Raw genomic sequence first — 13,769 nt, forward strand, 5'->3', positions numbered from 1 at the left:
TTTATGAGTGAAGAAAGACAACATATAGACGTTGCAGCTTGCATCAATACATTACAGCAATTATTAGACGACACCGATCAGTTATTCGAAATTCCTGAGGAACAAAGAGTAGCGCTTTTTAAAGCAGCTGGAGCATTGTCTAGACCCAATCGTGATGAATTTCAGCGTAGAAGAAAGGATGCTAAGAAAGCGGCAAAACGTAAAATGATAGAAGGTGATAAACATGCACGAAAATCAACCGGAATTCGTTCTGCTAGAGAAGCTGCATTATTTGTTGCGCCTAAATTGTTAGGAGCTGCAGCAATAGATGAAGATACTCCTGAATTAGAATCACCAAGAAACTGTTATGTTTGTAAAACTGTATTTACCAAATTACATCATTTTTACGATACAATGTGTAAAGCTTGTGGCGATTTAAATTATGCAAAACGTTTTCAAACGACTGATTTAAAAGATCAAGTAGCTGTAATTACAGGTTCTCGATTAAAAATCGGATATCATATTACCTTAATGTTATTGCGTTCTGGAGCAACTGTTGTGGCAACCACACGTTTTCCTGCAGATTCTGCAATTCGTTTTTCTAAAGAAGAAGATTATAAAGATTGGTCTGATCGTTTACACATTCATGGTCTTGATTTAAGACACATACCAAGTGTAGAGATTTTCTGTAATTATATAGAACAAAAATACGATCGATTAGATATTTTAATCAATAATGCAGCACAAACGGTAAGAAGACCATCAGGTTTTTATTTCCATTTAATGGAAAATGAAAAATTACCTGTAGATAAACTTCCGAAACTCGCTCAAAGATTATTAAAAGATCATACAAGCTGTTTAGAGGAGTTATCTAGCTTAAGTGTGTCTACTGCAAAAACAGATAAAAACAATGTATTACCGGTTACTTGGCATGGTCCAGAACCAGGAATAGGTTTGCGTAATTCAGCTGAACTATCTCAAATTCCATATAGTTTTGACAACTCGTTACAAACTGCAGAAGTTTTTCCTGAAGGAGAATTAGATGCCGATTTACAACAAGTAGATTTAAGAAAAACCAACAGTTGGCGTTTAAAATTAGGTGAAATTGAAACTACAGAAATGGTAGAAGTACAGTTGGTAAATGCTGTAGCTCCTTTTGTTTTATGTAATCGTTTGTCTAATTTAATGATGAAAGAAAATACTGGTAAAAAACATATTATTAATGTAACTGCGATGGAAGGGAAGTTTCACCGATTTAAAAAGGTAGACAGACATCCACATACAAATATGGCAAAAGCAGCCTTAAATATGTTAACACATACTTCTGCATCTACGTTTGCTAAATCGGGTATTTACATGAATGCTGTTGATACAGGTTGGGTTACAGATGAAGATCCTGCTGAATTATCAAAGAAAAAAGTAGAAACACACGATTTTCAACCACCTTTAGATATTGTAGATGGTGCAGCAAGAGTGATGGATCCTTTAATTGATGGAATAAACACAGGTAAACATTGGTGTGGTAAGTTCTTAAAAGATTACTTTCCTATTGATTGGTAGTCCTAAAATAAATAGATTTTTAAGTTTAAAGATTGACTTTCAGATGAAGTTTATGGTCTAAAATAAAGACTATTAGACTTCATCTAGTAAGTTTTTTTGTTTTAATGAAACTAAAATAGTAATTTACAACAGTTACTTTAGTGTAACATTATTTATGAACCTTTTAAATTTATATAATTATGTTGCCATATAGAACCGAAATTAGAAACTCTCCAATAGAACAAACCTTAAAAATCTATTTAACTGATATTTCATTAGATGAAGAATTAAAAAATCTACTAGACACCATTAATGGAGTTCGTATGGTTGAGGTACAAGAAAGTATCAGTAGAAATAGAGCTGAAGAAAATGTAACCGTTTTTAGAAAAGAAGATACTTCAATTAATATTTTAAAAGAAAAAGTAGATGCTTTTTTAGCCGTTTATTTTGAAAGAGTAAATAGTTAATACAGCTAAAACTTAGTTTAGTAAATTATTAAACAACTATTTTCCAATAGATTGGCTGGTTAGAAATATCATACTTTTTACACTAAAAACACTAATAACTTGATTTTTAATTGATTATTTTTTTAATAAATAGAAAAGAAGACGATTAAAGTGTTGTATATCATAAAAATGGCACCATCTTTGTTTAATAATTAGTATAATAAATTTAATTACAATATTATGAGTAACGGAACAGTAAAGTTTTTCAATGAAACTAAAGGATTTGGTTTTATCACTGAAGAAGGAGTAGACAAAGATCATTTTGTACACGTTTCAGGTTTAATCGACGAAATCAGAGAAGGTGACAATGTAGAATTTGACTTACAAGAAGGAAACAAAGGTTTAAACGCAGTTAACGTAAAAGTTATCTAAGAAATATACTTAAAGTTTTACAAAAAGCCCATCAATTAATTGATGGGCTTTTTTTTGTTCTATAAAAAATAATATATTTTTACTTAAGGGTGTAATAAATTAAAAAGAACAGCCACTAACTAATAAAACACCATATTGAGTAGCGATTTTTACAACATATCTATTTTACCTTATGCAGGCATCATTATAAAATTGTGTAGAGCATATACAAATTCGCAAGAAGATTTTGAAGATTATTATCAGGAAGTCTGTTTACAGATTTGGCGCAGTAAAAATAATTTTAGAGAAGAATCTCAGTGGAGTACATGGGTATATCGAATTTCTTTAAATGTTTGTTTAACCTTATTGAAGAAAAACAAAAGAAAAGGACAACAATTTACTTCAGATGCTAACCCTGTTGATTTAATTGAAGAAAATCATGCTTTTTCTGATGAAAATTTAAATGAATTATACAGTGCAATTCGTCAATTATCGGAAGTAGATAGAGGTGTAATTCTTCTTTATTTAGAAGAGAAATCATATAATGAAATTGCAGAAATTATGGGGACCAATACCAATAATATTGGAGTAAGGATAAAAAGAATAAAAGAACGTTTAAAAAAAATATTAGATGGAAAAATCAATTGAGAATATTTGGAAAGAAGGTTTTCTTAAAAGTGATGCATTATTAGCACCAAAAATAAACAACCTTTATAATCAAAAGTCGATTCATATTATTGATAAATTTAAAAGGATGTTTAAAATTAATTTGATCGCAATTGTTGTATTCTCTTTTATTTTTCTTGTTATATCCTATTTTGTAGGAATACCTTGGATGGGAATCATCTTTTTTATAACATTAAATTCACTCGTTGTCATCAACAAAAAATTATTAAATGGTTTAGAGAAAATTAATAAAGGTAATAGTAGTTATCAATATCTAAAAGCATTTAATTTATGGATAAATAGCCAGGTTTCTATTAATAAGAAAATAGCTACGTTTTTATACCCAATTATATTTATGTCTTTTATTATTGGTTTTTGGTTTAAAGATGAAGATGGACTCTTTTTAGGAAAAAAACTTGTAAACGAGGTTTTAATCGGTTTTCCAGATGTATATCTTATAAATGGTGTTCCGTTACTAGTAATTGTTATTATAATTCTAATTTGTACTCTATTAGCACTTTTTGGTGGTAAAATTTACCAATGGGATGTGAATATTGTTTATGGTAGAGTTTTTAAAAAACTAAAAGTATTATTGACTGATATGGAGCATCTAAATAATTAATTTTAAATAAAAATAAGTTTCAGGTGTAATAATTCATCTTTTAAGTCACTAACTAAGAAAACATTAATTATTATGACCATTCAAAAAGCGTATCTTTTATTAGAAAATTTAGCAAGTAAATCATCCAATAAATCAGAAATTAAGATTTATGAAAAATTTCTTGATATTTTGACCAAACTGAAAGAAAGATCATTTTCTAAAGAAGAAATTAAATTATTAGAAACAGAACTTGATCATTTGCAATTAGATTCAAATCCAGAAAGCAACAAAAAACAGTATAAGAAGGCTTTAAGTGAATTCGAAAAGTTTTTAAAAGATACTTTTTCTTTAACTTCTAAAGGATATTATACCAAATTAATGGGCGGTTTAGGTTTATCATTCGGATTGTTATTTGGTGTTGTATTTTTATCAAACTTAGAACGCTCTTTAGGTATTTCTCTTGGACTAATAGGAGGAATGGTGACTGGTTCGATACTTGGTCGTTACAAAGATGATGAAGTTAAAAAGGCTGGAAATATGTTATAGAAAGTTCTTTATTGAAGCCTGTCATCAAAAGAAGAGAACAACGAGTAAAATAAGAAAACTAATTTTTTTACTCTAAAACGATAGATGCTATTTCTAACTTAAAATTTTCGGCTTTTTTATTTCCTATTAAAAAGGCGATTGTTTCTATACTATTTCCATTAAAATTTGAAATATCTAATGTACGACCTCTAAATGCTGGATACATTTTTGATAAAGGAATTTCGATTGATTGCCAATGTTTGGTAGCTTCAAATGATGCTATATAAGAATGAGAATCAGAAATCTTTTCTTTTATTCTAAATTGATATTTTTTGTCATCTCCTCTTACTTTTAAAATTATTTTAGAATACGTTTTTGTACTCATTTCAATAAATTCATATCTTAAAGAAGAAAATCCACCATTATTATCTAAAGAAACACGTCCTTCAAAAACACCAATACCTTCTTTATTTAGATGAAATTTACCTAATGATTTACCTCCCATAACAACATCATCAACAACAGACCAGTTAGAAATGTCAGATGCTTTATTAAAATTAAAAATTATATTTGATTGCATTGTAATCGATATTAAAATAATTAGAATTATAGATTTCATAATTTGTGTTTTATCTAGCTCGTTAACTTACGTAGCATTCCTTTAAAAATAAACCCATGAAAAGGAAGTACCGCATACCAATACAATCTTCCTGATAATCCTAAAGGTCTAAATGTAGCTGTTTGTATTAATTGATCTTTTTCAATCTTAAATTCAAGCCAAGCTTCACCAGGTAACTTCATTTCTGCAAATAGCAACAATCTTCCTTCTTCTTTATTCACATAGATTACTCGCCAGAAATCAATAGAATCTCCTGCAATTAATGAACTTTCATTTGTTCTTCCTCTTCGTAAACCAACACCGCCAAAAAGCTTATCAACATGTCCTCTTAATTGCCATAACCAAGTACCATAATACCAACCCGTTTTTCCACCAATACGCCATATTTTAGAAAGACATTCATTTTTATCTCTATAAGATTTAGATCTTTTATCTATAAAACATCCAAAGGTTGGAACTTTTATAAAATCTGAAATTTCAATATCCATTTCACCACTAATAAAAGCATCTTTCCAACTCGATGTAATTTGATTGCTTTCTATTTTTAAAAACGCTTTATCAAGAGATTCTCTGTAAGAAAGTGGTTGCACATTTAAGATTTCTGATAATCGATTGTCTTTACAAATAACTTCAACTTTCATACTACTTACTAATGCAGATGCCAATTTAAAGGATGTAGAAGTTACAAAATATAACCAATAAGAAGATAATTTAGGAGTCATTACCGGTAAGGTAATTATAGTCCGTTTTAAGTTTCTTTTTTTACCAAACTCAAGTAACATCTCTTTATAAGTCAGAATATCTGGCCCACCAATATCAAAACTATCATCATACACTTCAGGGTTAAGTAATGACTTTGATAAGAATTCTACAACATTTACAATACCAATAGGCTGACACTTTGTATCTAACCATTTAGGCGTAACCATAAGTGGTAATTTTTCTACAATGTCTCTTATAATTTCAAAAGAAGCACTACCAGAACCTATTATAATACCTGCTCTTAAAGTTGTACAATGATACGTACCTTTAGACAACTCATTTTCTACATTTTTTCTAGAAGAAAGATGTTTAGATAAATTCTCATCATTTACAATACCGCTTAAATAAATAAGATGTTCACAGTTTGTTTTTTGCAGTGCTTCTTTAAAATTAGTAGCACATTGTAATTCTAACGCTTCGTAATCACCAGAACTAGACATAGAGTGCACCAAGTAAAAAGCCCCATCAATATCTGTTGGAATATTTTTTAAAGTTTCTGTATCTAGTAAATCTAATTTTATAACACTTATAAATGCCTTTAATGATTCTGGAGGCGAAAACCTGTTTAAATCTCTTACACAACATACAACATGATATCCCTTATCAACAAGAATCGGCAACAAACGTTTACCAATATATCCTGTTGCTCCAGTAAGTAATATTTTCTTTTTATGAATCATAATTAACTATTTAAAATAGATATATTTCTCCGTTTTCTCTGTCTGATTGTTGTATTTAAATAGGTGTTTTATCAAATATTCTTACAATCATCCCTAATATAGGGTTTAATAAAAAGAAATCATGATGTGTATTCATAAATCGCAAAAAAAGTCTGTCGTAAACTTGTTTCAGCATCCATTAATAGAAAAAAAGTATTGGTTTAACAGCTTCTGAAACGCCTACCACTTTATGGTGGGATAAAACTGATATTTCTAAAAATAGAATGGACACACTTATTGCTTGCGGGCAGTTTACAACCTGCTATAAATTGCTAGATTATATTTTAGATTTAAAAAAGGATGCTGAATTACAAGAGAATATAGATACTGAAGCTATTGACAAACTCTATAAATTACTTTTAAAAGATTGGAAAGCTTTTAATAAGAATCCATTGTTTTTGGTGGAAGAGTTAAGGCTTGTTGGTAGTGAGTAGGTTTTTAGAATTCAAGAAAATTTCAGAAGTATAAATTTTAAGCAAAGGATGTGCTTGACTTAATACCGCATCTATCAATAGAAAAGAATAAAGAATTAAAAAAATACTGATTTTTTATTGAGGTCTGATTCATAAATAGAAAAAAATAACAATTCTTCGACAAGTTCAGAATGACATTCTCACAATTAATTGTTTTTATGAATAAAATCTAAAAAACTACATATTAACCCAAATCTCATCCTGACATACTATAATTTCAGTAAGAATTCAAAAGATAAGAAATGGCAAGTGTCCAAAGAGTGCAACGGTCTGGACACGTTAATGAAATATCTTTTTAGAATTCAATGAAATTATATGAAGTCTAGATTTTTGGTTCTTTTCATCAATGGAAAAGAATAAAGAATAACAATTCTTCGACAAGCTCAGAAAGACATTCTCACAATTAATTGTTTTTATTGATAAAATAGTATTTGAAATTTCAATCTTTCATCAATAGAAAAGAATAAATAAAAGAAGAATATAATACCTTTGATATCATGGACGAACTTTTAGATTATTTTAAAAAAAGTATTCTTTTTTCAGAGGAAATTGAAAATAAATTAAAGTCAATAATTGTAGAAAAAAAAGTCATAAAAGGAGAGATTATCCTTTCTAATGATTCACTAAAAAAGGAGCATATTTTTGTAGTAAGTGGTTGTTTACGTTCTTTTTATACCACAGATAACGGAAAAGAACACACTATACAATTCGCTATTAAAAACTGGTGGATCAGTGATTATATAACTTTATACACAGACAATAAATCTATTGTATCCATAGAAAGTGTAACACATTCTAAAATTTTGGTTATCGAAAATGCTAAAATGGATGAGTTATATACAGAATTTCCTCAATTTGAAGCTTTTCAGCGTAAAAATTTCGAAAAACGTATTGCTGCACTTCAAAAGAGAATTCTAGGTTTATTAACACAAACAGCAGCCGAAAAATACAATCAGTATGTTCATAATTATGCTGCTTTCGAAAAACTAATACCAAATTATCAAATAGCTTCCTTTTTAGGCATCACTCCAGAGAGTTTAAGTAGAGTTCGAAAAGAAAGAATTAAAAAATAATTTCTTATCATAAATCAATTTTCTTTTTGTTGATCCTATTTATCTTTGTTCTAAATAAAAAAACATACAATGAGTTTTATAGATAAATTAAACGAACGTTACGCTACAAAAGCCATGAATGGTGAAGTAGTGCCTCAAGAAAAAATAGACACCATTTTAGAAGCTATTCGATTGGCGCCAACATCTAGCGGATTACAACCTTTTGAAGTTTTTGTAGTTACCAATGATAAAATTAAAGCAAGTATTAAAGAAATTGCTTGGAATCAAGAACAAGTAACAGACTGTTCTCATTTATTAGTTTTTGCTGCTTGGGATAATTATACAGAAGACAGAATCAATCATATGTTTGATTTAACCAATGAAATAAGAGGTTTTAAAAACGAAGGTTGGGAAGATTATCGTAAAATGTTATTATCATCTTATCCGCAACGCGATGCAGAAACAAATTTCGAACATGCTGCAAGGCAAACCTATATTGCATTTATGGCTGCAATTGCACAAGCTGCATACGAAGGCGTAGATAATACACCAATGGAAGGTTTTGATCCTGCTGCATTAGACAAAATTTTAGGTTTACGTGAAAAAGGTTTACGTAGTACTTTATTATTACCTTTAGGTTATAAGGATGTTGATAAAGATTGGTTAGCTAGTTTAGTAAAAGTTAGAAAACCAATGAAAGAATTAGTGACTGTTGTAGCATAACTTACTTAAAAATCTAAAGTTTCTAAAACTTTAAAGCGAGAACTCAAACACATTGAGTTCTCGCTTTTTTTTTGAAGTAAAGTAAAAAGAATAGCTTCCGAAAATATATGTTTTTTTTAATTAATTGTTTTTTTACTTTGATTATGAGTCGTAAAACACTCTAAAAAAGCTGTTTTATTACCTCTACTTATTCGTAATATTTTTCCATTTATCAATATGAAGTGATGACTACTAAGTCATTAATATATAAGTGCTTAAAAAATGTAAACACCTGAATGAAAAGACAGGTGTTTGTACGCTCTTAAGAAATAAGTGATGTCTATACCTTTGAGAACCTATAATATAGATCAACATCTTTAAAAACCAACTAATTATGAAAACTCCTTTTACAAAAATTTCTATACTAATCATTAGTATACTCGTTGCTGCATTTATTACAAGTTGTAGTAACAAATACAATGTAGCAAGCGCGTATATTCCTATTCCAGAAAGTAACTGTCCTAAGCCTTTAAGTTGGCTTGGTGAAAACCCCATTCCAATACCAAATTATGCTAATTTTCCATGTGGTTATACTTTAGATAATGATGGAGATGTAACAAATATGGCGTTTCATGAAATTTCATGGCAATACTTTCTTTGGTTGACAGAAGAAGTAACCATAAACTCAGAAAAAATGTTGCGTTTTGAAACGATGTATAATGATGAAGCAATTAATATAAAAGATCCTAACAGTCCAGATGGGAAGGAGCATATCCTTGGTGGTATTCAGCAAGCTGGGTCTAATAGTGTTTTAGTAGATGAAAACTTTAGAGCTGTTTATACAACGATGATGATTGATCCTAATTACAGAAATTTTGTGGTAGGAAATAATTTGAATATCCCAAAAAACTTAAGAGACTTTCCTGGTACAACAAATTTTCCTAATGGTTCAATGTCTATGAAAGCTGCTTGGAAAATTGTACCAAAAGGTAAAAAAGCGCCTAAAGGAGCTTATACAAGAACATCAAAACTTTATACTGTTGTTAAGATTGATGGAAACTTAACAACTTCTGATAATTATAAAGATGAATCTAAAAGAAAAACTATTGAAGAGACTGTTGCTTTAGTTGGTTTTCATATTGCAGTTGTAGTAGAAGGGCATCCAGAATTTATTTGGGCAACTTTTGAGCACAATGATAACACGATTAATTATGGAACAAAAAATCAGAATGCGCCATCGAATTATAGCTTTTTTAATGATTCTAGTTTTAATGTAAGTAATACTGGTGCGTTATCTGTTGTTGCAGAAACACAAATAATTTCTCAAGATTATGTTGATAGTCCTACAACTCAAGTTTTAAGGGTACATCAATATGGAGGAGGAAACGCTACAAATCAAAATAATATTGCAAACTTAAATCTCATTGTTAAAGATACTCTTTCAAATAATTCTTTTGCCCAAAACTATCATGAAGTTGGTGCTGTTTGGTTTAATCAAACAGATGCACTTATACCAGATTGGTCTCTTGCTAAAAATGATAGTATTCAAACAGGTTCAAAAACATTATCTAATTCTGTTATTGAAACTTTTACACAAGATGCTTTCAGTCAAAACAGTTGTTTTTCTTGTCATAATACAACACAATACAATCCTGTAAAGGGAATTCCTATAGATGGTAAAAATGTATTAACGAGCCATATATTACTTAAAAACTATATCAATGCTCAAAATGATTCACCAACTATAGAATTGGTAAATAGAAATAAATAAGCCCTTAATTCTCATAAACAAAATTAAAAAACATGTCAAACAACAATATATTTAGAATACATCCTTCAATAGGAATCGCACGCGTTGGAAACAGTAACGAATATTATTTAGGTCCTGAAACAATGGCAGGAATGGATGGTTTAACAACCTCAGAACCAATGGGAGGACTTCCTATTAAAGAAGGGCAAGAAAGCCAAACAATTACTAGTGATGATTTAAGAGATGCAGAAGGTAGATTAAAAAGACAAGCTGCTAGGTTTAAAATCTATGGATATAGTAATCTTGAAATACAACAATATCCTACACAAGCGGGTTCCGAAATAAAGGTAGGAAGTAGTATTAAAATTAATGGAACTACAAAAGTTGTAAAAACAATTTTATGGCAAGTTCATTTAGCGAACAAAAAAGCAAATAGTTGGGTAGAACCAGAACAGGGTATTTCTGCCTACAATAATTTAGGGCAAACACCTTTTATTAGAAACCCAAACTTTCCTAATTCTACACCAATGGCAGGTGTAAATGAAGAAGAAAAAACATGTACAAATTCTCATGAAATACTTACCGAAAAAGTACGTAGAGAAACACTTGTTTTAGATGCAGGACCTCATGTTGTTAGTAAAGGAGGACAAGAAACTGTTTCTTTTAATTCAACAGGACAAAACAAAATAATAAGCAATACAGGATTAGCGACAGAAGCTGTAAAGTATCCAAAACAATTTCCGGTATACAATAATGACACTCCAGAAAACGAGACTATAGAATCATTAGGCGACATGGAAATTGATCAATTTGGACGTTTACTTGTAATTGGTGCTTTTGGTAAAGCTTCAGGTTTTAAAGGTGCGGGTGTTTATGATCCAAATGCAGATTTAGAAGATGCTGTAAATAATGATTGTTGGTATGATGATACTGCGGATGGACCTGTTACAGCGGTTCTTGTATTTACAGATGAAACTTCGCATGCTGTAGAAGGAAGTTCTTGGGTTGTGAGTTCAGATCCATCATATGCACCACAAATTGCAAATGTTGTTTCTCTTTGGGAAGATTTGTACAATACTTGGGTAGAAAATTTTGAATTAGAACCTAGTTTATACACTCCAAATGGAACTGAAACTCCAGTTAATAACAAAGCTTATACTTTAGGTAAAGGATATAATGAAAATTACGTTCCAAAATTTGAAAGTCAGGTAAAACCGATGTTAAATGCTGCTAATTTACAAATGTGGGCAACTAACTTAGTTTCAAAAGGAGAAGGAGCACATAAAGCTGTTGCAAAACAGACTATGAAAAATCCTAAATGGAAAGAAATTATGGATTTTATTAGAAATCCGAATGCAGAAAACAATAATGATGACCCACAAAATGCAACACGCATGCCTTTGTCTTTAGGTGATTCAGGAACTCCTGCAGATAATTTTTTAGCCATTTCAAGAACACAATATTTCTTTTTATATCAATGGTTAATTAGAGGTGTTATCGATTCTGGAGATACTTTAGGTCCTGGTGAATTATTAGATAGAAATATCTTAGGAAACTGCCTTGGAGGTAGATTTAGCCCTGGAATTGAAATGACGTTTATTATTCGTGATAAACAGTTATATCAAAATTGGAAAGACGGTTCTAGCTATTTACCTGCTGGTCCTTTTAGAATTGATATGGAAACTATAAATTATAATAATTTACAGACACCAGCATTAGGAGTTGGGTATACACCAACAAATTCTGCAAAAGTAGAACCAGGTGATATTTGTAAATTTATGTCGATTCCTTGGCATTCAGATTACAATTCGTGTGCAACACATACACCAGTACCAAATGAACAAAATAGTAAAATGACCTATTGGTCTTGGCCTGCACAAAGACCAGTAGCTGTTTATACATTTGAAGATTTAGTTTGTAGTGAAACAAATACTTTAGATTTTCAACGTTATTCTGTTAGAGGTGAAGGAACAAATGCTTATTATGATGCATCTGCACCAAATCATATTAATGTTCAAAATACAGGAACTGCTTCTGCAAGAGTAGGTAGATATCAAGAATATATTAATTTTGTGAACAATTGGCATAATGTAGGTACGATTATTCAAGGATCATCAATTCAACAAACAGATGATGAAAAAGCAAAAAATATATCATCAGAATTACTAAAAGAATCGTTTTTAGAAGTACAAAGTAAATTTATAGAAGACGATAGTAATAAAGTTATACCAGGACCAATACCAGAAAACCATGCAGTGACAGAACCTGCAGCTGTTTGTCCACATATGGCAAAAATGAAGAATAAATAAAACATTTTAATTTAAGATACATCTAAAATGAATTCATATTCTGTAATTATTATTGGTGGTGGGCCTGCTGGAATTTCTTGTGCATTAGCATTAGCGAAACAAGGTGTAAAAGATATTTTGGTGGTTGAAGCTGGTGATTATTCTAAGTTTGTAATTGGAGAAAGTATTCCTCCAAATTCAAAAAGGGTCTTGAATTCTTTAGGTGTCTTTAAAGATTTTTTAAAAGAAAACCATCTTCCTTGTTTTGGAGTTTGTTCTTATTGGGGAGATGATAAAAGAGGTTATAATGATACTGTTTTAAGTCCGTTTGGACATGGTTGGCATTTAGATAGACGACGATTTAATCAATTTTTCTCTGAGCAAGCTCAAAAGAATGGAGTTGTAGTAAAAACCAACGCAACTTTTAAGAAAAGCTCACAGCTTAAAAATGGAAACTTTATTGTGAGTTATATTAAGGATGATAAAGAAGTACAAGTAACTTCAAAATTTGTTGTTGACGCTTCAGGAACTCGTAGTCTTTTTGCAAAACAGCAAGGAAGTATTCCTATTGAAGGAGAATCTTTAATTTGTTTGATAAGACGTTTTAAAATCAATGATACTGATAAAATATCTTCTTTAACAAGAATTGAAGCTGTTGAAAATGGTTGGTGGTATGGCGCAAAACTTCCAAATAATGAGGTGTTAATTACTTTTTATACCAATCAAGAAACCTTAAAAAGAACAAAATTATCTCAGGTAAATCATTGGATGGATGCTTTAAATAAAACGGTTAGTATTAAAAAAGGAGTACAAGAAACAATGGCTTTAGACAAAAATATAAAAGGATTTCCTGTCCGTTCTTTTTGTTTGGATAAAATTACGGGTAACAACTGGTTAGCAATTGGTGATGCTGCATCTGCTTATGATCCTATAACATCTAGAGGAATTTATAAGTCATTAACTGACGGACAATATGCTGCAGAATGTATTGTTGAAAAACTGAATAATAATTTAGATTCATTAGTTAATTTTGATAATTATGTTTCTAAAAACTATAGCAATTACATACTTGAGCGTGCACATTATTATGCTTCTGAACAACGTTGGAAGGAAAGTCTTTTTTGGAAGAGATTTCATCAAAAGTCAATGATTGAAACAGGTTTCGTAAAATCTAACAACAAATTAGAAAGGTTGCTTGAATTATAATTGGAATTAAATGACATTTTAAAGGGAGAAT

General features: G+C 30.1%; 14 protein-coding genes. 12 read left to right on the forward strand and 2 right to left on the reverse strand.

Going from position 1 to position 13,769, the window contains the following annotated elements:
* Positions 1 to 3 precede the first annotated feature (3 nt).
* The 6 genes from BTO07_RS02550 to BTO07_RS02575 all read left to right on the forward strand — a co-directional run bounded on the left by BTO07_RS02550 (position 4) and on the right by BTO07_RS02575 (position 4,188).
* Entirely contained in the window at positions 4 to 1,539 is a 1,536-nt protein-coding gene (locus BTO07_RS02550) for an SDR family NAD(P)-dependent oxidoreductase (RefSeq protein ID WP_087519740.1), read from the forward strand.
* 179 nt (positions 1,540 to 1,718) lie between these two features.
* Positions 1,719 to 1,985: a hypothetical protein gene (locus BTO07_RS02555; RefSeq protein ID WP_087519741.1), complete on the forward strand. Its 267-nt coding sequence runs from the start codon at positions 1,719 to 1,721 to the stop codon at positions 1,983 to 1,985.
* A gap of 219 nt (positions 1,986 to 2,204) precedes the next feature.
* Positions 2,205 to 2,396, forward strand: a complete 192-nt coding sequence (locus tag BTO07_RS02560; RefSeq protein WP_087519742.1) for a cold-shock protein — start codon at positions 2,205 to 2,207, stop codon at positions 2,394 to 2,396.
* A 135-nt stretch (positions 2,397 to 2,531) separates the two neighbouring features.
* Positions 2,532 to 3,023, forward strand: coding sequence for an RNA polymerase sigma factor (locus tag BTO07_RS02565; protein ID WP_087519743.1), 492 nt, complete (start codon positions 2,532 to 2,534; stop codon positions 3,021 to 3,023).
* The gene (locus BTO07_RS02570) at positions 3,007 to 3,663 is read left to right on the forward strand and encodes a hypothetical protein (protein ID WP_087519744.1); all 657 of its coding nucleotides are present in this window, start codon (positions 3,007 to 3,009) and stop codon (positions 3,661 to 3,663) included. The genes BTO07_RS02565 and BTO07_RS02570 overlap by 17 nt, the downstream gene beginning before the upstream one ends.
* 72 nt (positions 3,664 to 3,735) lie before the next feature.
* A complete protein-coding gene (locus BTO07_RS02575; protein WP_087519745.1) occupies positions 3,736 to 4,188 on the forward strand; it encodes a hypothetical protein in 453 nt (150 codons plus the stop codon).
* Between the two features lie 67 nt (positions 4,189 to 4,255).
* On the opposite strand, the gene BTO07_RS02580 is transcribed toward BTO07_RS02575, so the two are convergent.
* Complete coding sequence (locus BTO07_RS02580; RefSeq protein ID WP_232457074.1) at positions 4,256 to 4,786, reverse strand: CIA30 family protein; 531 nt, start codon at positions 4,784 to 4,786, stop codon at positions 4,256 to 4,258.
* 14 nt (positions 4,787 to 4,800) lie between these two features.
* On the reverse strand, positions 4,801 to 6,228 hold the full coding sequence (locus tag BTO07_RS02585; RefSeq protein WP_087519747.1) for an SDR family oxidoreductase: 1,428 nt from the start codon (positions 6,226 to 6,228) through the stop codon (positions 4,801 to 4,803).
* 263 nt (positions 6,229 to 6,491) lie between these two features.
* Here BTO07_RS02585 and BTO07_RS02590 point away from each other — a divergent pair, with 263 nt between their 5' ends.
* The 6 genes from BTO07_RS02590 (at position 6,492) to BTO07_RS02615 (ending at position 13,738) form a co-directional block, all read left to right on the forward strand.
* Positions 6,492 to 6,701, forward strand: coding sequence for a hypothetical protein (locus tag BTO07_RS02590; protein ID WP_087519748.1), 210 nt, complete (start codon positions 6,492 to 6,494; stop codon positions 6,699 to 6,701).
* A gap of 536 nt (positions 6,702 to 7,237) precedes the next feature.
* Complete coding sequence (locus BTO07_RS02595; protein ID WP_087519749.1) at positions 7,238 to 7,813, forward strand: Crp/Fnr family transcriptional regulator; 576 nt, start codon at positions 7,238 to 7,240, stop codon at positions 7,811 to 7,813.
* A 69-nt stretch (positions 7,814 to 7,882) separates the two neighbouring features.
* Positions 7,883 to 8,515: a nitroreductase family protein gene (locus BTO07_RS02600; RefSeq protein ID WP_087519750.1), complete on the forward strand. Its 633-nt coding sequence runs from the start codon at positions 7,883 to 7,885 to the stop codon at positions 8,513 to 8,515.
* Positions 8,516 to 8,888: 373 nt separating this feature from the next.
* Complete coding sequence (locus BTO07_RS02605; protein WP_087519751.1) at positions 8,889 to 10,265, forward strand: hypothetical protein; 1,377 nt, start codon at positions 8,889 to 8,891, stop codon at positions 10,263 to 10,265.
* Between the two features lie 32 nt (positions 10,266 to 10,297).
* Complete coding sequence (locus tag BTO07_RS02610; RefSeq protein ID WP_198342500.1) at positions 10,298 to 12,553, forward strand: LodA/GoxA family CTQ-dependent oxidase; 2,256 nt, start codon at positions 10,298 to 10,300, stop codon at positions 12,551 to 12,553.
* Positions 12,554 to 12,580: 27 nt separating this feature from the next.
* The gene (locus BTO07_RS02615; RefSeq protein WP_087519752.1) at positions 12,581 to 13,738 is read left to right on the forward strand and encodes a tryptophan 7-halogenase; all 1,158 of its coding nucleotides are present in this window, start codon (positions 12,581 to 12,583) and stop codon (positions 13,736 to 13,738) included.
* Positions 13,739 to 13,769 lie beyond the last annotated feature (31 nt).

The organism is Polaribacter sp. SA4-12 (assembly GCF_002163675.1).
In the GTDB taxonomy this organism is placed as follows: domain Bacteria; phylum Bacteroidota; class Bacteroidia; order Flavobacteriales; family Flavobacteriaceae; genus Polaribacter.

What these genes read in the sequence shown, in the direction of transcription:
- BTO07_RS02550 (WP_087519740.1), top strand. Translation starts at nt 4, where the DNA reads ATGAGTGAAGAAAGACAACATATAGACGTTGCAGCTTGCATCAATACA.
- BTO07_RS02555 (WP_087519741.1), top strand. Translation starts at nt 1,719, where the DNA reads ATGTTGCCATATAGAACCGAAATTAGAAACTCTCCAATAGAACAAACC.
- BTO07_RS02560 (WP_087519742.1), top strand. Translation starts at nt 2,205, where the DNA reads ATGAGTAACGGAACAGTAAAGTTTTTCAATGAAACTAAAGGATTTGGT.
- BTO07_RS02570 (WP_087519744.1), top strand. Translation starts at nt 3,007, where the DNA reads ATGGAAAAATCAATTGAGAATATTTGGAAAGAAGGTTTTCTTAAAAGT.
- BTO07_RS02575 (WP_087519745.1), top strand. Translation starts at nt 3,736, where the DNA reads ATGACCATTCAAAAAGCGTATCTTTTATTAGAAAATTTAGCAAGTAAA.
- BTO07_RS02580 (WP_232457074.1), bottom strand. Translation starts at nt 4,786, where the DNA reads ATGAAATCTATAATTCTAATTATTTTAATATCGATTACAATGCAATCA.
- BTO07_RS02585 (WP_087519747.1), bottom strand. Translation starts at nt 6,228, where the DNA reads ATGATTCATAAAAAGAAAATATTACTTACTGGAGCAACAGGATATATT.
- BTO07_RS02590 (WP_087519748.1), top strand. Translation starts at nt 6,492, where the DNA reads ATGGACACACTTATTGCTTGCGGGCAGTTTACAACCTGCTATAAATTG.
- BTO07_RS02595 (WP_087519749.1), top strand. Translation starts at nt 7,238, where the DNA reads ATGGACGAACTTTTAGATTATTTTAAAAAAAGTATTCTTTTTTCAGAG.
- BTO07_RS02600 (WP_087519750.1), top strand. Translation starts at nt 7,883, where the DNA reads ATGAGTTTTATAGATAAATTAAACGAACGTTACGCTACAAAAGCCATG.
- BTO07_RS02605 (WP_087519751.1), top strand. Translation starts at nt 8,889, where the DNA reads ATGAAAACTCCTTTTACAAAAATTTCTATACTAATCATTAGTATACTC.
- BTO07_RS02610 (WP_198342500.1), top strand. Translation starts at nt 10,298, where the DNA reads ATGTCAAACAACAATATATTTAGAATACATCCTTCAATAGGAATCGCA.
- BTO07_RS02615 (WP_087519752.1), top strand. Translation starts at nt 12,581, where the DNA reads ATGAATTCATATTCTGTAATTATTATTGGTGGTGGGCCTGCTGGAATT.